Origin of the sequence: Ensifer sp. Root558, from assembly GCF_001427045.1 — a bacterium.
Classification (GTDB): Bacteria; Pseudomonadota; Alphaproteobacteria; order Rhizobiales; family Rhizobiaceae; genus Ensifer; species Ensifer adhaerens.
Map to the genome: position 1 here is coordinate 904,734 of NZ_LMGC01000001.1, position 17,704 is coordinate 922,437.

Genomic DNA, 17,704 nt, shown 5'->3' on the forward strand with positions numbered 1-17,704 from the left:
GGCCTATTTGTGCAGTTCACAGTCTGCGGGTGGAGGAGACGCGCCGCCGCAGAGTCTCGGATCAGGGCTGTTGCAGATCCGATTCAGCGTAATGCTCGACCACACCCCGGACGCCGCGAACGCTTTCGGCAAGAATCCGCGCGGCCCTTCTGCAATCCTTCGTATCGACATGGCCCCAGAGATGCACGATGCCATCGGACACCGCGACCTTTATGTCCAGGCCTTCAAGCCCGGTGTTTTCGTTAAGGCGGACGAGAATGCTGCGCTGGATGGCTTCGTCGCCAGCCGCTGTCTCGTCCTGACTGGCTGTGACGATTGCCTGCAAAAGGTCTGCGCGGCTGACGACCCCGACAAGGCGGCCATCCTTCAAGACAGGAATGCGCTTGATGCTGCGTTCCTGCATCAGCACTGCGACGCGCTCGACGGACGCGTTCTCGTCGATCGTGACAGGATCGGCGGTCATGGCGTCACCAACCCTCCAGGAGGACCGGCGCACATAGGCGCTGGCCCGTTCATCCTCGGCCTCGGTCGGATCGGCAACCGGCATGCCGCCGCCAAGTTCGGTCCGGCGAATGAGATCGCCTTCACTGATGACACCCACCAGGGCTCCATCATCGTCGACCACGGGAAGGCCGCTGATACGATTGTCGAGCATGATCCGGGCTGCCTGCCGGACGCCGTTGTCAGGAGACAGCTTGACGACTGACGTCGTCATTACATCTTTGACACGCATGTCGATCCCGCTCCAAAAGGACTTGGCACCGTCACCAGCGGGCATAAGGTAAACCTATCATGGCAGTTCGACAACCTGTTGGTTTCCGGCCCCTCATTCTACCTGGTTCGGATCTGGGGCCTTTTGTTTCGTCGTCCAGTGGCTTCAGTTCTCGATTAGGGGCCGACACGCCCGATCCCGCGCGGATCCCTCTCTCGGGTTTATGTGAGCGTATGGTGGCAAACGGATCGCCACCCGCAGATCGGCCCAATGCGGCTATCGGGAGGGGGGCGAGCACGCCCGGCCGTACCGACAAGGGTGGCGAGCGGCGGGATGACCATCGAGGCCGAGGCGATCGCCGAGAGAGTGCCAGAACGACAGGCCGAGTTTCCGGTACGTTTTCATCAGCCCAGGCACGGTGTCGCGTGCTATAACACGCTTGATGCGTTGGCGTGCCATCAATTATTGTCCCACCGTGACCGCAGACGCTGTCGCACGGCCGGTGCAAGCGCGCCTTCGCTCGCGCCACGATGACATGAGTACAATCACAGGGTGAATACTGCATCTTAGAAAACTAATCGTTGACGCGCCAATCCAAGTCACTTATAGATGCGGCATCGATCTTTTGCTTGCCGAGCTTTGTCTACCGCGCGATTGGCACCGCGCTTTAAGCGAACTTCCCTTTCAAAAACAGTCGGTTTCCACCTGCTTAGCATAGGCTGAGCGGTCCCTCACTCTATGCTTTGAAAGGGTTCATCATGACCACAGGCACAGTAAAATGGTTCAACTCCACCAAGGGCTTCGGCTTCATCCAGCCTGATAACGGTGGCGCAGACGCGTTCGTGCACATCTCCGCCGTCGAGCGCGCTGGAATGCGCGAACTCGTCGAAGGGCAAAAGATCGGCTTCGAGCTCGAGCGCGACAATAAGTCGGGCAAGATGTCTGCTACCAATCTGCAGTCTGCCTAAAATTGAGATTTGCTTCCCTTTGACCACGGATGTACTGGCATTGCCGGAAGCAGTTTCAACAAGGCCGGGCGTTTCGCCTGGCCTTTTTTGTTCGCCACGCCGAACTAGTTGAGGTTCCAATGATAGAAGCACATAGCAAATCCCGTCAGCAGGCGGAGATCGCCTTCATGAAAGTCCAGACGCAGTTCTTCTCCAAAAACAACGCGATGGAAGAGGTGGAATCCGTTGCTCAGGCCCGGGATGCCAAGACTCTCCGGCTTCGAGAGGAACGCCTTGCAAAGGAGTTGGCCGACCGCTTGTCGGCGACACGCAACCTTATCGCCAAACGCGCCAACACACGCTGATCTCTGACGCACTTACTATTGGGATACGAATGAAGAACGCCGGAAAAAACGAAATCTCCGACCGCCGAGCCGCATCGGCAGACGCCAAAGCTGCTCTCTTGAACGCCTACCGAGCGGCAAGGACTGCAGCAGAACCAGGGAGGATGGCAAGGCAGGCCGAGCGCGAAGCCCTTTCCACCGCTCGTGAAGAGCGGCGCGTTGAACGCGAGCGTCTGAAGCTTGAGGAACAAAAGCGTATCGAGACCGAGGCGACAGAGCGGCAGGCAGCCGTTGAGGCGGCAGCAGCCGCCGAAACCGAAGCGCGGGCGATCGCCGAAAACGCGCGTATAGCGCGGGTGATCGAAGATGAGGCGGTGCGAAAGGCCAACCGCGACAGGCGCTATGCCAATCGCAAGGCAAGACAAGGATAATTTTTCCGTTGCGCCGTTACCCGACAGCATGGCGATGTCATGCTCGGGACACTCAATACGAAAGGGAACGCCGATGGCACCGGATGCGAATGAACTCCAGGCGATCAACACGTCGTGGCAAATCGCAATCCAAGAAATCCTGCGCATGGTTATACGGGACATGTACCATGCCGGCGGCGAGGCAAATTTCAAGGCGCACATCAAACGCATCGAAGAGGCCGCCGTCGACAGCATCTACACCGATCTAAGGCTTCGAGGAACCAATGAGTGGACCGAGGTGCTCGTCAAGGAACGGGCGAGCAATTTCGTAACCACCTTGCTGACATCCTTTACGTACGACCGAGCCTGACTGGATGCATACGCTCGCCGCGATCAGCGATGTCACGTTGCTTCATCAACCCGACTAGTCGCCAGGCTGGGCGGCCCTCACCGTCATCTCATCCCAAAGCAATGATGCTGTCCGTGCGAACGCGCTGTAACCGGCTTCAAACGGATGGCCGTCTCTTTCAGGATAAAGGCGCTGCCCAGCTAGGATCGCATCCTGCAGGGCATCGGCGGTTGCGGCAAGCGCGCTGCGATACGGCAAACCGAGCTCCTCTGCGGTCTCGCGGATCTTTTTCTCAAGCGCAACCTGACGTTCAACGCTGAGGACAAATTCCGGCGCAGCTGACGCCAGCCGGTCATGGCGACGCAGGCATTCGAAGATCACGCGCTCTTTCGATGGAATGAGCAGAATGCCCACCCGCCCCGGCCGCTGCTGTGCCCAATCGGCCGCAAACCGCTGGAAGTCGCTGAACATTGCTGCGGTTTCGGGTGACGCCAGATCCGCCATGCGGCCGTGGTCGTCGACATAGCGCTTCAGGACGGAAGGCATCCGTCCGGAAATGTGTAGTATTCGGATGTTTCATCATCGCCCGGTTTGAACAGTCGGGCGTAAAGAGTCTTTAGTCGTTCCCCGATCTCATGGTGATAGACACTCAGGATCGCGACATTCTCGACAAGCTTCGTCTTGAGGCTCGCGGATTGCTCGGCACACTGCCAATAACCTCCCGCGTCACCGAACAGGGCCTGCAGATGAAGCCGCCTCTGCTCTGAGAGCCAGAAGTCGGAACGGGCATTCTTGATATCACAGGCGGAAAAGACGACTGCGAAGTCGTTGGCAGGGAATACGGCGACAATGTTGCCTTTCGCGCCCGCGGCCAAAGCATCGTGCACGATGGCGTGATAGGTGTAGATACCGTAGCTCCCGACGCCGAGGTTGTACGTGCGTTGCCCCGTCATTGCCGCGAAAGCAGCGGCCAGGAATGCGCGCTATCAACGTTGTTGCCATAGGTCATCGAATCGCCGATCGCCGCGACCTGAAAGTCATGACCTGCTCCAGGTGGATCCCGGAAGCCGGCCTTGCCTACGTCGCCGAGTGCCGGATCGAGGCGATAGCCATATTTCTCGTCGATGCTCCGATGCGTCCGTGTGCCGATCGGAAACGGCGTAAACATGCGCAGTATTGCTTCCCCGGCACCGGGCGCCACGGTGAACGAGATCAACAGCAGCATCATATTCTTCAGCATGTCCCCTCCCTCATACCGGATGCGAAACCGACCCGGCCTAGGTGCCGGTCGCAGCCGCGCAGTCCCCCACATGCCTGCCGCGCGGCGGTCCGAGCGATCCCGTCAGGTTGCGGTGGCTTCCAGCGAATGTCGGAAAGGTCGACGAGAGGAAAGTCAGCCGGAAAAATTCCCCACCGACAGCGTAGGCAAGCCATAAACGTCCATTGAAGGAATGCGAGTTATGTCGCCTCCAACAAGTACAAATACAAGCACATGAATATGCGCAATAACTAATATTAATCTATCATGCGTGTGACCGTCCCGCCATTAGCCCGGATGGAGGATGAACCGTGCGAGCCGTGTTCGGTCAGGCAAGAGCAAGGCTCGGGCTCGCGTTGCCTGCCCCGACCGACGCCGGCGACCCAGGTGCGAAGGGCCTGGGTTGACAAACCCTAGTTGCTGCGCTGTTCCCGTTCCGGGCCAAAATGATTGCGTAACGTGCACCATTCATTTCCGACAAAAGGAAGATCTGGCCAAAATTGCTCAGCAAGTTCAGTGTCGCATGCAAGTCCTGCGAGTGAGCTCGCGTGGCGTTGCGGGCAGAGCTCTATCGATCGCGCTTTTCCCCGTTAAATCGCGAGCGACAGGAATTATATAGCTAGACAGTCCAGCCAACTTGGAGTGGAGCTATGGAATGGCAACTGCAGGACGCCAAGGACCAATTCTCGAAGGTGGTGCAGAAGGCCCGCCACGAGGGACCGCAGATTGTCACGCTGCGCGGGGAGCGCACCGCCGTTGTACTGTCCGCTCATGACTACGACGCCCTACGGGCTGGCCGGCCGGAGTTGGTCAATGACCTGCTTGGCGGTCCCGCTTGGGACGACCAACTCGCTGATGCGGTGAATGTACGCATCAAGACGCCAAGCCGCGATGTGGCATTCTGATGTACCTGGTTGACACAAACATTGTGTCAGAGGCGCGACGTGGCACGTCGCAGGCGGTGTCCTGGCTGCGCTCTGTCGATCCGCTCAGCATCCACCTGAGCGCGCTCACCCTCGGCCAAATCATGCGCGGCATTGCCCTGAAACAGATGTCGGATCCGAAGACTGCAGCGCACCTCACCGAATGGCTGCGCAAGCTGCGCCACGACCATGGCGACCGCATTTTGCCTATAACAGACCAAATCGCGGTCGAATGGGGCCGCATCGCGGCAATCCGCCCCCGCGGTGATATTGACGGGTTGATCGCCGCGACCGCGATCGTCCGCGATCTCATCCTTGTCACGCGCAACTTCAAGGATTTCGAAGACACAGATGCCTCCGTAATCAGTCCTTGGGAAACGTCGGCGTCGCCCGGCGCGACGGACACCCTTCTCGAGGATAGTTTTTCGGACCAACTGTTCGCCGGGGCTTGGATCTTGCGGTATGCAATTGATTGATCTTCCGCAGTGAGCGGAGGCTCAATCACGGTCGTTATTGCGAGGCGCTCGCGTTGCATGGCGATGCCGAGCCGAGCCTAGCCTTGGACTTTCCCATTGCGAGAACCTTATTGTAGGTCGGCGGCGATGACAAGCTGATCGGCGTCCGGGTAGCGACCACCCCTATGCTCCATGTTTGGGGCGCGCGCGGACGAAGCACCCATCGCTGAAACTTTGACGCAATCACTTTGTGCTGCTCCGCCGCTCGATATCCGCGCTCACCGCGGCCGCCTCTCGACCGATCTCCCTGAGCAAGCCGGTGACCGGATTGTGGAAACCGACGAGATAAAGGCCGGGCGCGGCGGCTTGGCGAGTGACGCCGCTCTTGCCGGGCCGCAATGCCGCCGGCAGGAACTTCTCGAAACTCGGCCGGTAGCCGGTCGCGAGGATGACGCTGTCGAACTCCGCATGCCTGCCGGAAACGAAAGTGGCACCGCGCTCGGTGAAACGCTTGATGTCTGATGCCACTTTGATGTCGCCGGATTTGATCGCTCTCACCGTGCCGACATCGATGACCGGGATGCGTCCGGCGTTGATCTGCTCAAGAATGCCCTGCTTCGGCCTGGCGATGCCGTATTTTTCGAGCTTACCTAGCGCGAGGTCGAGGATGGTGGGGAACAACCGGTCGTTCACAGCTCGCGGCAGCGGTTGGGTTGCCATGGCGATGATCTGGATCGGCACGCCGAACAGCTGGCGCGGCACGATGTGGATGCCATTTCGTACCGACAGCGTCGGGCGGGCGCCACACTCGGCAAGGTCGAGCGCAATCTCAGCGCCGGTGTTACCCATACCGACAACCAGAACCGACTGGCCGGCGAAGGGCGCGGCTTCAGTGTAGTCAGCGCTGTGCAGCCGCCTGCCCTTGAAGGCCTCGATTTCGGGCAGGCTGGGAACGAAGGGCTCAGCATTGTTGCCGCTCGCGATCACGACGTGGCCTGCGCAGAAGGTCTCCGTTCCGGTCTCGACCAGGTAGCCGCCGTCCTTGCGGCGGATGGACTTGACCGTCTCGCCGAAGCGCGGTCGTAGCTCGAAACGCTCGGCATAAGCGTCGAGATAGGCGACCATCTTCTCGCGCGGCACATAGCGCGGATAGTCCTTGGGGAATGGCATGTGCGGCAGCGCGGAGAACGCCTTCACCGTATGAAGGTGCAGCCGCCGGTAGTGGCGTCGCCAGGCAGGGGCGATCTCATACGCCATTTCAAGGATGACGAAATCCAGCCCCGCCCGTCTTAGGCAGGCGCCGACCGCAAGGCCGGCCGGCCCGGCTCCGACAATGACGACATGGGTATCCACTCGATGGTCGCTCCCAGAATGGAGCCTAATTCGACAGGGGTCGGCGGACAAGTGGGCGGGGCGCTGTCTCCCCTTGTACTCCGCCTGCATCGCCCGGGTTGCGCTTCCATGCCTTCGGCGAGAATGTTTTTTGGGGCGGAAGCGGCCTAGCGGTCGTTGCAGCCCCAATTAGACGGATTTCATTTTCCACGCCAAAGAAAAAGTGAGGAGAGACCGAAAGCCTCACGATCTGATCGCACAATGTATCGACTGGAAGGTGCCTCACTGGGGTAGAGCCGGGTCTGCCACTCTATGGGGAACAAGTGCTACTTCCTCGGTGTTGAGGTTCTAGTCAGCCTGCATGTCATCCAACATTCGGGTTTTGTGAAGAGATACTTGGTGGAGCGCGTCCAGAGGTATCCGCCGGTAAATCTTACCGTTGGGACGACGATTGCATCGATCAAAAAATGGGGCCGGACGTTCTCTGCGCCGATAGGGTCATCTCACTTTTCAACCAGGCGACAAACGCCTCTATCGCTTCGAGTTTCTTCGAGAGCGGGTCGAAGGCTGCCCAGTATGCAGCTTTCTGTGAGCTCAACGAAGCCGAAAAGGGCCTAACCAGGCGCCCCGCCCGAATATGCTCCCGAACAAGAAGGCCTCGCCCCATGGCGACACCCTGACCATCAAGAGCAGCTTGCAATACAATGTTGTAGTCAGTCAGCCGGGTCTGTTTGGCCCTCTCAAGCGGAAATCCGGCTGCCTCCGACCACAGCTGCCACTCGAGGCCGCTCTTGGCCTGTAATATCTCTTGGTTGAGTAGGTCTAGCGCGGATTGAAACTGGGATCCGTCTCCGTATAGCGCCGGGCTCAACACCGGAGACAAATCTTCGTTTGCGAGGTGCACGCAGGACTGTTTGCTCCCGCCAAAATCGCCAAATCGGATCGCGATATCCGCTTCGCCTCGCCCGACATCGACAATGCGCAGGGTCGGATCCAATTCGAGTTCGATCGCCGGGTAGCTCTTGAGGAAACTGCCAAGTCTGTTGACCAGCCAGTTGGCGGCGAAAGAGGGAAGCAGGCTCACACGCAAGCTGGTCTGCCCGGATCGCGAGCGCACCCTCGCGGTGCCCTCCGACAGCACAGTGAAGGCCTCGTCGACGGTGGCAAGAAACATTGTGCCCGCCTCGGTCAGCTCAATGCTTTTACTCTTGCGACGAAAGAGTGGAGTACCGAGAGCACTCTCGAGCTGCTTGATGTGGTGGCTCACCGCGCTTTGCGTAATGAGCAGTTCCTCGCCGGCCAATCGAAAGCTCCCTCGGTTTGCTACCACCTGGAAGACCCTGGCCGCGGAAAGGGGTGGGAGGAACGGGGAACTGCGCAATGCCGATGCCTCGCGGATCAATGACGGCTGATATTAACGAATTCGATCGCAGGGCGCAAAGCTTTGAATTGGCGGGCTCCTCGGATTTCTTTCATGAAGCAAGAAAGAAAAGGAGAAAACGATGACGATTTCCATCCGTGACCAACTGGTTACTCTTGGCCTGGAACTTCCCGCGCCGACGTCTCCGGCTGCGAATTACATTTCGGTGGTCCACACGAGCAACCTGTTGTTCATTTCCGGTCAGATCAGCAAGGCGCCGGCCGGTGAGATCATTGCAGGCACCCTGGGTGCGGACATATCTCACGAGCAGGGGGTGCAAGCGGCGCGCATCGCAGCCCTTAATCTTCTCGGACAGATCGCTTCCAATACAGACGGCTCGCTTTCGTCTGTCCGCCGCATCGTGAAGCTTGGCGTATTCGTCGCGGCAACGAGCGAGTTCAAGGATCACTCGAAGGTTGCAAACGGTGCCTCCGATCTGATGGTTGCGGTGTTCGGCGAAGCCGGGCAGCACACGAGGGCCGCCATTGGTGTCAGTTCGCTTCCCTCGGGGGCAGCCGTCGAGATCGATGCGGTTGTTGAACTGGAGGAGACCAGGTGCTGACCGACGCAATAATCGACGGCCTGCGCAACGACACACCCGGCTGCGCCCAGCGAAGTCACTTCAATCACGCCGGAGCTTCGCTCCCACCGAGGCGGGTCACCGAAGCGATTGTCGGACACTTGATGCTGGAATCGACGCGAGGTCCGATGGAAGCTGCCGCACTGGTTGCGGACGAGTTTGCGATACTTCGTACCAATGCTGCCAAGTTCATCGGCGCCGACGAAGGCGAGGTTGCCTTCGGTGGATCGGGGTCTGCCCTTTGGGGGAGCGTGTTTGCCGCGTTGCCACAGCTGAGGTCGGGCGAGCGCATTCTCATTGGGCGACAGGAATGGGGCGGTAATGTCGCATCGATGCAGCGTGCGGCAAGCCATGCCGGGGCAAGTATCGAGACCATTCCCTGCGCGGAAGACGGCAGTGTCGATCCGAACGCTCTTTCCGCAATGATCGACGACAAGGTGCGCATGATCTCGCTAACATGGCTTCCCGCCAACGGGGGATTGATAAACGACGCCGAAGCCATCGGGCGGGTCGCCAACGCGGCTCGCATCCCATACTTCGTGGATGCCGGGCAGGCACTTGGTCAGCTTCCTATCGATGTGTCGAGGATAGGTTGCGATGTGCTCAAGGCGGCCGGCAGGAAATACGTTAGAGGGCCGCGCGGAACGGCTCTCGTCTACGTTCGCTCCAATTTTCTTGAGAAGCTCGATCCCAGTTTCGTTGACGTGAGCTCCGGCCCTCTCGTGAATGGAAAAGTCGAGCTGAGGAAAGATGCTCGTCTATTCGAAACGTCCGAAGCGCCTATATCACTGCTCCTGGGGCTCGGCGAAGCACTCGCGCTGGCTTCGGAGTTGGGTGTCGAGGCGATCCAAGCCCGCATAGCCCGACTGGCAACCCGGCTTCGGGACGGGTTGAAACGTATTCCGGCGGTTGAGGTGCGCGATCTCGGGGAGAAACAGTCGGGCCTTGTTTCTTTCACGGTGGAGGGAATTTCGGCATCGGTTGTGAGACGCAGACTAGCAGAGAAGAGTATCTCAATCGGGGCGAACGGCGTACCCTACACGCCCTTCGACATGACGGCGCGCGGACTGCAGGAAATAGCTCGAGCCTCGGTCAGTTATTTCAATACGGCGGGAGAGGTGGATGGCCTGATCCATGCGGTTGAGCACATCGCAAAAGATGCGATCCAATAGAAGGACGGAACCACGATGGATTTGGGAATAAGTGGCAAGCGCGCGATCGTCTGCGCGAGCTCGAAAGGGCTGGGCAGAGGCGTGGCGCAGAAGCTCGCAGAGGCGGGCGTGATCGTTACCCTGAACGGTCGTAACCGGGACGCGCTGGAGGCCACCGCGAGGGAGCTTCGCGAGCTGACAAGTGCCGAAGTCTATGCCGTGGTAGCAGACGTGACGACCGTAGAAGGTCGGCAAGAGCTTCTCGAAGCGGAACCGAAAGCCGACATCCTCGTGACCAACGCAGGGGGACCGCCGCCTGGGTTATGGACTGATTGGGAGACGAATGAATGGTTGAACGCACTGAACGCTAACATGCTGACCCCGATCTTGCTGATGAAAGCGGTTCTGCCCGGTATGATCGATAGGAGCTGGGGGCGCGTCGTCAACATCACCTCCGCCTCGGTAAAGTCACCGATCCCGGAGTTGGGCCTGTCCAACGCATCCCGCAGCGGACTGACCGGTTTTGTGGCAGGGACGGCAAGGCAAGTCGCGAAACATGGCGTAACGATCAACAACCTCCTACCGGGGTCACATGAGACTGATCGTGTAGCCGTGCTTCTCCAGCGACGGGCAGAAGTGAAGGGCATCTCAATCGACCAGGCGCGGCAGGAGGCGCATGCGGAGAATCCGACCGGGCGCTTCGGCACGATTGAGGAGTTCGGCGCTGCCGCGGCATTTCTTTGCAGCCAGTACGCAGGCTATATTGTCGGCCAGAACATTCTGCTCGACGGTGGCGCTTTCAGGTCGACGCTTGCTTAAGTTCCAACGTCTCACGGCATCGCGGACCTCATTTCCGTGTCAGAGGGTATTCGAATATTATCGAATACCCTTTGATGATCAGATCGACTTGAGTTTGACGCGCTGTTCCGGCTTCTCCGCGTCTTCCTTGCGCTCGCTGTATCGGTCGACGAGATAGGCCGACGCGTCAGCAGCGTGAATTTCATCAGCTCCTCGCAGAGGTCGACAACGCGGTCGTAGTGGGACGATGGCTTCATACGCCCATTTCCGTCGTACTCCTGATAGGCCTTGCGACTGACGTTTGGGGATCGTGATCATGCGCATCCAGCAGCCGGGCAGCCGGAGGGTATTGATGGCATCGAAGGACTGAGAACCACCCGACTTGCATGACCGCAAGGGACTTCCCCTGCGTCGCACAGATCGAGCCGACGGACAGCGGGATCCAGTCGATCTGCGCCTTCATGATCCTGGGGCGCTCCGGGCTGCCCCAGACCTGGCCCTCCGACCATGCCGAAAGTTCCCGGCGTTCCTGGACCTTCGGATGGCGCACGGGTGCATCATCCGGAAGCGGTAAGCCGGAGGGATCAGATGAAGCACACCTCAGCCCCGAAATGCTCCCAAGTACCCCCAGTGCGCTAAGGAGGCGGAAGGCGACGGCTCTTGCTTTTCAACCCACAAGCGTCCCAGCGATTAACTCTAAGGCCCTGGTCGTAAGTCGCCCTCAGAGCCTCACTTTGCTGGACGATCCCAGGCTCCATCCTCAAGACGGCGATCCTCGATCAGTTTCCCCACCTGAAGCAAATCGGGCGCATCCGCAAGCGTCCGCGCCAAAGCATCGTTCCGCGGATCCCTGCAGCCGAAATTGAAGACAAGCTGGTCAGAACGTCCGACCTCGATCCACGTCACCGAGACTGAAGCATGATCCGTGGCAAACTGTCTGCACCGCGCATGCCCCACGGTAATGGTCTCCGTTCCTTGTGGCCGATGCGGTGCGAGTGCCGACTGAAAGGTGGACCATTCCTTTGGCGTGATCGAGAAAGGCTGTTCGCCATGAACGCTTGTAAAGCGCCGGCCCTCGAACATACCCCCGCTGGCGCTCACCTGGAAACGGTAAACTGGGCACTCGCCGAGACATGGTTTGCGTTCGACAATGATGCTCGGCGTCTGGCTTTGCTCCACCAGCAGCGCTGCCGCAGCCATTATAATCTTCGCAACCAGAATCATATCGTGCACCCTTTCAGGACCCTGGGCCGGTCGTCAGGTCCGCTCAACACGTGTGTCACGGGTCAGCATCTTTTGCGTGTTAAGAAGTCAACCTCAACCAATACGCAGTCCCAGTCAACGCCCTTTTGTGGCTGACAATCTTGACCTGTATCCGGGCGGGTCACGCGTCTGCCCTTAGCGAGGGGCCGGTCGGTTGGAACAAAACTCCCAAGGTACTGTTTACCTACAAATATGCAGGAGGATCAAACATGGCCGATATCGGGCTGCCTATTCCGAAGGCGATCGTCGATCCCACTAAAGATTTCGTGGGCATTCCGGCACAGCAGAGAAACACTGCTAAGGAAATCAATCGACTTAGAAAGCAGGTGCGTCGCTTGCAGACGCGTGTTGAGAACATGGGCATAGTGGCAATTCGTCCGAGGCGAAGGACGTATCGACTGGTAGGCGCGGCTGTAACCATTGCCTTTGCGGGGCTTTCATGGGCCCTTTGGAGATCACGCGATACGGCGACTTTTCGTCGAATAATATCGGTCGCGCTTCCGTTTCGCGATCCCGGCAACTTCTGACCTCTCGCTTCAAGGCCGGTTTTTCAAGCCAGGATCGCCCCCCGTCGGGAAGCGGCGACCGAGGACGCGCCAATCAGCTCCATTCCGGGGAATATCGATGGTACTCGGCCGGGGTCCGCGGGGATAATCGGGGCTCGCAGATCCCCAAGAGTCTCGCCGTCGCATGCGAAACGAATGTAGGCTGGCTTGGCGAAGGCGAACAGCTTTCCTCCCAATTCAGCGGTCGACAGCGGTGAGCAAGGTTACCGCGCGACGTTTGGAAGCCGACGGGTTGACGGCTCAGTGGATCGGTCGTCCAAACCCTCTGTTAAATCTCTGCCGCTAGTCTGTTTCAAAAGGGGATACGGAAAGGCATTTTGATGAGAGGCGCGGCGCCGGTGATGTATCAGCACTTCCTGAACAAGCAAGAGTCCTTCATGTACGATCGGGAAACCAACTTCCCAATGGAGGACACGCGGAACGATGCGCGCATCGAATACACTGAGAAGGGCATGACGCAACTGAGCTCTCGTCGCTGCGAAATCATCAAGCTTTCGAAAAGCGGCGCCCTGATCAGCATCCTCACGCAGTACACGCTGCCACAGAATTTCTACCTGGACATCCCGAGCGCCCGCATCCAGATGGTCGGCTGCCTGACAAAGCGGGTGCATGGTAACAACATTATCGAAGCGCGGTTCCTGCGCATGCTGACGGACCGCGACCTCAACCGCATCTTCGTCTACAGCACCCATCCGAACCACCGTAATCGCACGCTCGACATTTACCGCTAGAAAGAATCGTCGGCGCCGCCGCCAACGGAGCGCCTGCGGTAGCGACCACCAGGCCGATCCCAAAAGGGAGCGGCGATGTCCCTCAAGGCGCCGAGTGACTAGGCAGATCCCATCAAGCACCTTGACGGTCTGCGAGCCCATTGACGGACAAGGCAGCTCGGTAGGTTGCTTGGCAATGGCATCGGCTGTGCCTAACCACCGCGCCGCCGGCAGAGGATATTCTTCACACGAAACACCTGCCATCGGACAGGCGGGACCTGTCCTTGGAGGAACAACAATCCGGCGCGGGGGTTTTCGACTCCAGTGTAAGGAATTTCCTGATGGGATGGATTGAGGTCGATCATGGCGGCTGACAAGCTCTCAACCTACAAGAAGAAACGGGACTTCAAGCAGACAAAGGAACCGAGCGGCGCGGCCGCTGTCAAGCCGGCCAATCGGCTTCGCTTCATCATCCAGAAACACGACGCGACGCGCCTTCATTACGATCTTCGCCTCGAACTCGACGGCGTGTTCAAGTCCTGGGCTGTGACGAAGGGGCCGTCACTTGATCCGCATGACAAGCGGCTGGCGGTCGAGGTGGAGGATCATCCGCTCGGCTATGGGGATTTCGAGGGCACCATCCCGAAAGGCCAGTATGGCGGTGGCACGGTCATGCTGTGGGACCGGGGCTATTGGGAGCCGGAAGGAAACAAGTCGCCGGAGGAAGCCCTGAAGAAGGGCGATTTGAAATTCGTGCTGCAGGGTAAGCGCCTAAATGGCAGCTTCGTGCTCGTGCGGATGCGCAACGACCGCGACGGCGGTAAGCGCACCAATTGGCTGCTGATCAAGCATCATGACGATCATTCCGTTGAAGAGAACGGCGCTGCCATCCTAGATGAGAACATGACCTCGGTGGCTTCCGGACGAACCATGGAGCAGATCGCAAGCGGCAAGGGGCGCAAGCCCAAGCCGTTCATGATGGCGAGCGGTGAGGTCGAGGCCGACGCAGTCTGGGATAGCAAGCAAGGGCGCGCAGCCGGTAAACGCAAAGAGAGGGGTCGGACGGATGTGGCGGCGTCGACCGGGGTTGACTTGCCCGACTTCATTGCTCCGCAACTCTGCGAAACCGTGGAGCGCCCGCCGGTCGGGAAGAACTGGCTGCATGAGATCAAGTTCGATGGATACCGCATCCAAATGCGGGTCGCTGACGGTGAGGTCATGCTGAAGACCCGCAAAGGGCTGGACTGGACGGCCAAATATCCGGAGATAGCGAGAGCTTCCTCCCAACTGCCCGACTGCATTATCGACGGCGAGATCTGCGCGCTCGACGACAATGGCGCTCCGGATTTCGCGGCGCTTCAGGCCGCCTTGTCGGAAGGCACCACCGGCAACCTGGTCTATTTCACGTTCGACCTCCTGTTCGACGGCGGCGAGGATTTGCGGCCGAGGCCGCTTACCGATCGAAAGGCGCGTTTGCAGGAGCTGCTAGCAGATGCGACCGACAATCCTCGTCTTCGCTTCGTCGAGCATTTCGAGACGGGCGGCGATGCGGTCCTGCGTTCTGCGTGCAAGCTTTCCCTCGAGGGCATTGTCTCGAAGCATGCCGATGCGCCCTACCAGTCCGGCCGTACCGACACCTGGGCGAAATCGAAATGCCGCGCCGGGCATGAAGTGGTTATCGGCGGATACGCCAAGACGAATGGCAAGTTCCGGTCGCTACTTGCCGGCGTCAATCGCGGTGAGCATTTCGTTTATGTCGGCCGCGTCGGCACAGGCTACAGCGCCAAGAAGGTCGAAACACTGCTGCCAAAGTTGAAGGCTGTGGAAACGACGAAGTCGCCGTTCACGGGGATCGGCGCGCCGAAGAACGAAAAGGAAGTCGTCTGGGTGAGACCCGAGTTGGTCGCCGAGATCGAATTCGCTGGCTGGACCGCAGACGGGCAAGTCCGCCAGGCCGCCTTCAAGGGCCTGCGGGAGGACAAGCCGGCCGATGAGGTGGAGGCGGAAAAGCCGGCATCCCCCGCGACGACCAAAACGCCCAAGCCCGCGCCGATGGTGAACAATGTCCCGCGCCGCAAGGGCGCGAAGGCCGAGGTCATGGGCGTGCTCATCTCCAATCCGGACAAACCGTTATGGCCGGAGGCCGACGACGGCAAGGCCGTCACCAAAGAAGAGCTGGCCCGGTATCACGAAGCGGTCGGCTCTTGGCTGATCGAACATGTCAGGGGCCGGCCGTGTTCGATCATCCGCGCGCCTGACGGCATTGGCGGCGAACAGTTTTTCCAACGCCACGCCATGCCGGGTACGTCAAACCTGCTGGAGCTGGTCAAGGTGTTCGGCGACAAGAAGCCGTATTTGCAAGTCGACCGTGTCGAAGGCCTCGTCGCCGTCGCCCAGATCGGCGGCATCGAACTACATCCATGGAACTGCGAACCAGGAAATCCGGAGGTGCCGGGCCGGCTGGTCTTCGACCTCGACCCCGGTCCGGATGTGCCGTTCGCGGCTGTGGTTGCGGCCGCCCGTGAAATGCGGGACCGGCTTGATGATCTCGGACTTGTCAGCTTCTGCAAGACGACTGGCGGCAAGGGACTGCATGTGGTGACGCCGCTGGCCGTGAACGCGCGTACGCCGCTTTCATGGGCGCAGGCGAAGGGCTTCGCCCGTGACGTCTGCCAGGAGATGGCCCGCGATAATCCAGACCTTTATCTCATCAAGATGACGAAAAGCCTGCGGGAAGGCCGCATCTTCCTCGACTATCTGCGCAACGACCGCATGGCGACGGCGGTGGCCCCGCTGTCGCCACGGGCGCGTCCGGGCGCCACGGTGTCGATGCCGCTAACCTGGACGCAGGTCAAATCCGATCTCGATCCGAAGCGGTTCACCGTGCGGACCGTACCGGCGCTGCTAACGAAGACGATTGCGTGGGAGGACTATTGCGACGGACAGCGCGAGCTCGAACAGGCCATCAAGCGGCTCGGCAAGCAAAGGCTGCGGCATGAGCGTTGAACGGCAGGGCGCCAAGACCACATAGGACGCATGAAAAATCACACTGTCCCCATCGAGCACCTGATCCGCCTTCGGCGCATCCGCGGCCTGGTACGGTTGATGGACACGGCGCTCCGCATTCCCGGCACGCGCGTATCGGTGGGCGCGGACTCGGTTCTTGGTCTCATCCCAGGCGTGGGCGATTTCGCAGCGGCGGCTATCAGCCTCGTCATCGTAAACGAGGCGCGCCGTCTCGGCGTGCCAAATGACAAGCTGGTGAAGATGCTTGTCAATGTCGGCTTCGACACGGTCGCAGGAAGCGTGCCGGTGCTCGGCGATGTCTTAGATATCTATTTCAAGTCCAACCGCCGCAATCTGCAACTCGTGCTGGACCACTTGGGCCTCGACCACGCTGACCTCGATCGGTAACGCCGGTCAGCTGCGGTCTCCAAGCGTGGCGATATCGAACACCGCGGCATTGTCCTGGATTTCGCGCAAGCCTTTATAGGAGGCGTGGCGCAGATTTCCCTCGACCGTCCAGCCGCGGAACTCGATCTCGGCGATCAGCGTCGGCAGCGCGAACACGTAATTCTTGCCCTTGACTGGCACGACCGGTTTCTTCGTCTTCAGCTTGTCCAATGTTTTGCGCAGGTATTCGGCATCCTTCGCCTTGAACCCGGTCCCGACAGAACCCACCGACACCCAGCTATCGCCCCGCCGGGCGGCAAGCAGAAGGCTGCCGATCCCGCTACGCGCTGCAGCGGACTGCTCATAGCCGACGATCATGAAGCTCTCACTTTGAACGCATTTGACCTTGATCCAGTCGCCTGTTCGTCCCGACCTGTATGGCCGCTCGCGGTGCTTGGCAACAATGCCTTCCAGCCCCATCGAACATGCATTTGCCAGCAGCTCGACGCCATCACCGTGCGCTTCTTCCGACAGCTGCACCGCGCCGCTTGCGCCGTCGAGGAAATCCGTAAGCAGATGCCGGCGAACCGAAAGCTCCGTCTTCGTCAGATCGTGGCCATCAAAATAGAGAAGATCGAATGCGACAAAGACCGCCTCCGTCGAGGCGCGCTTGCCGCCGCGGCCCCCGAGCGAGCGTTGCAGCGCCCCGAAGTCCGCATGGCCCTCCTTGTTGAGGACCACGGCCTCGCCATCGAGGATGGCGGTCCCGACGTCGAGCCTCTTCGCGGCTTCCGCGATCCGTGGAAAGCGATCGGTCCAGTCGTGGCCGCCGCGCGTGATGATCCTAACACCCTTCGGTTCGATGTGGATGGCGAGGCGATACCCGTCCCATTTGATTTCGTAGAGCCATTCCGGTCCTTCCGGCGGCGTCGGCCGCAGAAGCGCCAGGCACGGCTCGATGCGGCCGGGCATCGGATCGAAGGGCAGAGTGGGCTGGTCGCGATTGCGTCGGCGGACCGGCCGCGACTGGAGCGCAGTACGGGAGTCATCGAGCAAGGGTATGGCCGATCGGCGCTTCGCTTTCATGGCGATC

Annotated in this window: 20 protein-coding genes and 2 pseudogenes; 13 read left to right on the forward strand and 9 right to left on the reverse strand. The window is 59.8% G+C overall.

Annotated features, from left to right (window positions below; translation table 11 throughout):
- Positions 1–61 precede the first annotated feature (61 nt).
- Positions 62–733: a CBS domain-containing protein gene (locus ASD63_RS04430; protein WP_060528873.1), complete on the reverse strand. Its 672-nt coding sequence runs from the start codon at positions 731–733 to the stop codon at positions 62–64.
- 737 nt (positions 734–1,470) lie between these two features.
- Here ASD63_RS04430 and ASD63_RS04435 point away from each other — a divergent pair.
- From ASD63_RS04435 to ASD63_RS04450, 4 genes are all read left to right on the forward strand, one after another.
- Positions 1,471–1,680 (forward strand): cold-shock protein, encoded by a 210-nt coding sequence (locus tag ASD63_RS04435; RefSeq protein WP_034806062.1) that lies wholly within the window; start codon positions 1,471–1,473, stop codon positions 1,678–1,680.
- Between the two features lie 119 nt (positions 1,681–1,799).
- Complete coding sequence (locus ASD63_RS04440; protein WP_034806064.1) at positions 1,800–2,024, forward strand: hypothetical protein; 225 nt, start codon at positions 1,800–1,802, stop codon at positions 2,022–2,024.
- Positions 2,025–2,053: 29 nt separating this feature from the next.
- A complete protein-coding gene (locus ASD63_RS04445; protein ID WP_060528806.1) occupies positions 2,054–2,434 on the forward strand; it encodes a DUF6481 family protein in 381 nt (126 codons plus the stop codon).
- 73 nt (positions 2,435–2,507) lie between these two features.
- Positions 2,508–2,783 carry a hypothetical protein gene (locus ASD63_RS04450; RefSeq protein WP_034799791.1) on the forward strand — a complete coding sequence of 92 codons (276 nt, stop codon included), beginning with the start codon at positions 2,508–2,510 and terminating at the stop codon, positions 2,781–2,783.
- 54 nt (positions 2,784–2,837) lie between these two features.
- Here ASD63_RS04450 and ASD63_RS35950 read toward each other — a convergent pair whose 3' ends face one another.
- From ASD63_RS35950 to ASD63_RS35960, 3 genes are read right to left on the reverse strand one after another with little or no spacing between them, the layout of a single operon-like run.
- A complete protein-coding gene (locus ASD63_RS35950) occupies positions 2,838–3,308 on the reverse strand; it encodes a hypothetical protein (RefSeq protein ID WP_244495226.1) in 471 nt (156 codons plus the stop codon).
- Positions 3,293–3,715 (reverse strand): hypothetical protein, encoded by a 423-nt coding sequence (locus ASD63_RS35955; protein WP_244497212.1) that lies wholly within the window; start codon positions 3,713–3,715, stop codon positions 3,293–3,295. The genes ASD63_RS35950 and ASD63_RS35955 overlap by 16 nt, the downstream gene beginning before the upstream one ends.
- Positions 3,712–3,987, reverse strand: coding sequence for a hypothetical protein (locus ASD63_RS35960; protein WP_244495228.1), 276 nt, complete (start codon positions 3,985–3,987; stop codon positions 3,712–3,714). Before ASD63_RS35960 ends, ASD63_RS35955 begins: the two co-directional genes overlap by 4 nt.
- A 683-nt stretch (positions 3,988–4,670) precedes the next feature.
- On the opposite strand from ASD63_RS35960, the gene ASD63_RS04460 reads away from it, so the two are divergent.
- Both ASD63_RS04460 and ASD63_RS04465 read left to right on the forward strand, forming a co-directional pair.
- Positions 4,671–4,925, forward strand: a complete 255-nt coding sequence (locus tag ASD63_RS04460; RefSeq protein WP_034799793.1) for a type II toxin-antitoxin system Phd/YefM family antitoxin — start codon at positions 4,671–4,673, stop codon at positions 4,923–4,925.
- Positions 4,925–5,329 (forward strand): annotated as a pseudogene (locus tag ASD63_RS04465) (type II toxin-antitoxin system VapC family toxin); the annotation flags it as partial. The gene ASD63_RS04460 and the pseudogene ASD63_RS04465, both read left to right, overlap by 1 nt.
- Before the next feature lie 312 nt (positions 5,330–5,641).
- Here the strand turns inward: ASD63_RS04465 and ASD63_RS04470 are convergent.
- A complete protein-coding gene (locus tag ASD63_RS04470; RefSeq protein WP_034799795.1) occupies positions 5,642–6,751 on the reverse strand; it encodes an NAD(P)/FAD-dependent oxidoreductase in 1,110 nt (369 codons plus the stop codon).
- A 439-nt stretch (positions 6,752–7,190) separates the two neighbouring features.
- Positions 7,191–8,132 (reverse strand): LysR substrate-binding domain-containing protein, encoded by a 942-nt coding sequence (locus tag ASD63_RS04475; RefSeq protein WP_335669425.1) that lies wholly within the window; start codon positions 8,130–8,132, stop codon positions 7,191–7,193.
- A gap of 100 nt (positions 8,133–8,232) precedes the next feature.
- Here ASD63_RS04475 and ASD63_RS04480 point away from each other — a divergent pair, with 100 nt between their 5' ends.
- Genes ASD63_RS04480 through ASD63_RS04490 form a run of 3 tightly spaced genes read left to right on the forward strand, consistent with a single transcriptional unit; the run spans position 8,233 to position 10,700 of the window.
- Positions 8,233–8,712 (forward strand): RidA family protein, encoded by a 480-nt coding sequence (locus ASD63_RS04480; protein WP_060520498.1) that lies wholly within the window; start codon positions 8,233–8,235, stop codon positions 8,710–8,712.
- Positions 8,706–9,902, forward strand: a complete 1,197-nt coding sequence (locus ASD63_RS04485; protein WP_244495229.1) for an aminotransferase class V-fold PLP-dependent enzyme — start codon at positions 8,706–8,708, stop codon at positions 9,900–9,902. The genes ASD63_RS04480 and ASD63_RS04485 overlap by 7 nt, the downstream gene beginning before the upstream one ends.
- 15 nt (positions 9,903–9,917) lie before the next feature.
- Positions 9,918–10,700: an SDR family oxidoreductase gene (locus tag ASD63_RS04490; RefSeq protein ID WP_034799800.1), complete on the forward strand. Its 783-nt coding sequence runs from the start codon at positions 9,918–9,920 to the stop codon at positions 10,698–10,700.
- Positions 10,701–10,778: 78 nt separating this feature from the next.
- On the opposite strand, the pseudogene ASD63_RS04495 reads toward ASD63_RS04490, so the two are convergent.
- Both ASD63_RS04495 and ASD63_RS35965 read right to left on the reverse strand, forming a co-directional pair.
- A pseudogene (locus tag ASD63_RS04495) lies at positions 10,779–11,265 on the reverse strand (NAD(P)H-dependent oxidoreductase); the annotation flags it as partial.
- A gap of 143 nt (positions 11,266–11,408) precedes the next feature.
- Positions 11,409–11,903: a DUF6438 domain-containing protein gene (locus ASD63_RS35965; RefSeq protein ID WP_244495230.1), complete on the reverse strand. Its 495-nt coding sequence runs from the start codon at positions 11,901–11,903 to the stop codon at positions 11,409–11,411.
- A gap of 248 nt (positions 11,904–12,151) precedes the next feature.
- On the opposite strand from ASD63_RS35965, the gene ASD63_RS04505 reads away from it, so the two are divergent.
- The 4 genes from ASD63_RS04505 to ASD63_RS04520 all read left to right on the forward strand — a co-directional run bounded on the left by ASD63_RS04505 (position 12,152) and on the right by ASD63_RS04520 (position 16,632).
- Entirely contained in the window at positions 12,152–12,469 is a 318-nt protein-coding gene (locus tag ASD63_RS04505; protein WP_034799802.1) for a hypothetical protein, read from the forward strand.
- 359 nt (positions 12,470–12,828) lie between these two features.
- Complete coding sequence (locus ASD63_RS04510; protein WP_034799804.1) at positions 12,829–13,239, forward strand: hypothetical protein; 411 nt, start codon at positions 12,829–12,831, stop codon at positions 13,237–13,239.
- Positions 13,240–13,581: 342 nt separating this feature from the next.
- On the forward strand, positions 13,582–16,224 hold the full coding sequence (ligD, locus tag ASD63_RS04515; protein WP_060528807.1) for a DNA ligase D: 2,643 nt from the start codon (positions 13,582–13,584) through the stop codon (positions 16,222–16,224).
- Between the two features lie 30 nt (positions 16,225–16,254).
- A complete protein-coding gene (locus ASD63_RS04520; RefSeq protein ID WP_060528808.1) occupies positions 16,255–16,632 on the forward strand; it encodes a DUF4112 domain-containing protein in 378 nt (125 codons plus the stop codon).
- 6 nt (positions 16,633–16,638) lie between these two features.
- Here the strand turns inward: ASD63_RS04520 and ligD (ASD63_RS04525) are convergent, their stop codons facing one another.
- On the reverse strand, positions 16,639–17,697 hold the full coding sequence (gene ligD / locus ASD63_RS04525) for a non-homologous end-joining DNA ligase (RefSeq protein WP_060528809.1): 1,059 nt from the start codon (positions 17,695–17,697) through the stop codon (positions 16,639–16,641).
- Positions 17,698–17,704 lie beyond the last annotated feature (7 nt).

Bases quoted from the DNA above. Each gene is read 5' to 3' on its own strand.
- ASD63_RS04430 (WP_060528873.1), bottom strand. From the start codon at position 733: ATGCGTGTCAAAGATGTAATGACGACGTCAGTCGTCAAGCTGTCTCCT.
- ASD63_RS04435 (WP_034806062.1), top strand. From the start codon at position 1,471: ATGACCACAGGCACAGTAAAATGGTTCAACTCCACCAAGGGCTTCGGC.
- ASD63_RS04440 (WP_034806064.1), top strand. From the start codon at position 1,800: ATGATAGAAGCACATAGCAAATCCCGTCAGCAGGCGGAGATCGCCTTC.
- ASD63_RS04445 (WP_060528806.1), top strand. From the start codon at position 2,054: ATGAAGAACGCCGGAAAAAACGAAATCTCCGACCGCCGAGCCGCATCG.
- ASD63_RS04450 (WP_034799791.1), top strand. From the start codon at position 2,508: ATGGCACCGGATGCGAATGAACTCCAGGCGATCAACACGTCGTGGCAA.
- ASD63_RS35950 (WP_244495226.1), bottom strand. From the start codon at position 3,308: ATGCCTTCCGTCCTGAAGCGCTATGTCGACGACCACGGCCGCATGGCG.
- ASD63_RS35955 (WP_244497212.1), bottom strand. From the start codon at position 3,715: ATGACGGGGCAACGCACGTACAACCTCGGCGTCGGGAGCTACGGTATC.
- ASD63_RS35960 (WP_244495228.1), bottom strand. From the start codon at position 3,987: ATGCTGCTGTTGATCTCGTTCACCGTGGCGCCCGGTGCCGGGGAAGCA.
- ASD63_RS04460 (WP_034799793.1), top strand. From the start codon at position 4,671: ATGGAATGGCAACTGCAGGACGCCAAGGACCAATTCTCGAAGGTGGTG.
- ASD63_RS04480 (WP_060520498.1), top strand. From the start codon at position 8,233: ATGACGATTTCCATCCGTGACCAACTGGTTACTCTTGGCCTGGAACTT.
- ASD63_RS04490 (WP_034799800.1), top strand. From the start codon at position 9,918: ATGGATTTGGGAATAAGTGGCAAGCGCGCGATCGTCTGCGCGAGCTCG.
- ASD63_RS35965 (WP_244495230.1), bottom strand. From the start codon at position 11,903: ATGATTCTGGTTGCGAAGATTATAATGGCTGCGGCAGCGCTGCTGGTG.
- ASD63_RS04505 (WP_034799802.1), top strand. From the start codon at position 12,152: ATGGCCGATATCGGGCTGCCTATTCCGAAGGCGATCGTCGATCCCACT.
- ASD63_RS04510 (WP_034799804.1), top strand. From the start codon at position 12,829: ATGAGAGGCGCGGCGCCGGTGATGTATCAGCACTTCCTGAACAAGCAA.
- ligD (WP_060528807.1), top strand. From the start codon at position 13,582: ATGGCGGCTGACAAGCTCTCAACCTACAAGAAGAAACGGGACTTCAAG.
- ASD63_RS04520 (WP_060528808.1), top strand. From the start codon at position 16,255: ATGAAAAATCACACTGTCCCCATCGAGCACCTGATCCGCCTTCGGCGC.
- ligD (WP_060528809.1), bottom strand. From the start codon at position 17,697: ATGAAAGCGAAGCGCCGATCGGCCATACCCTTGCTCGATGACTCCCGT.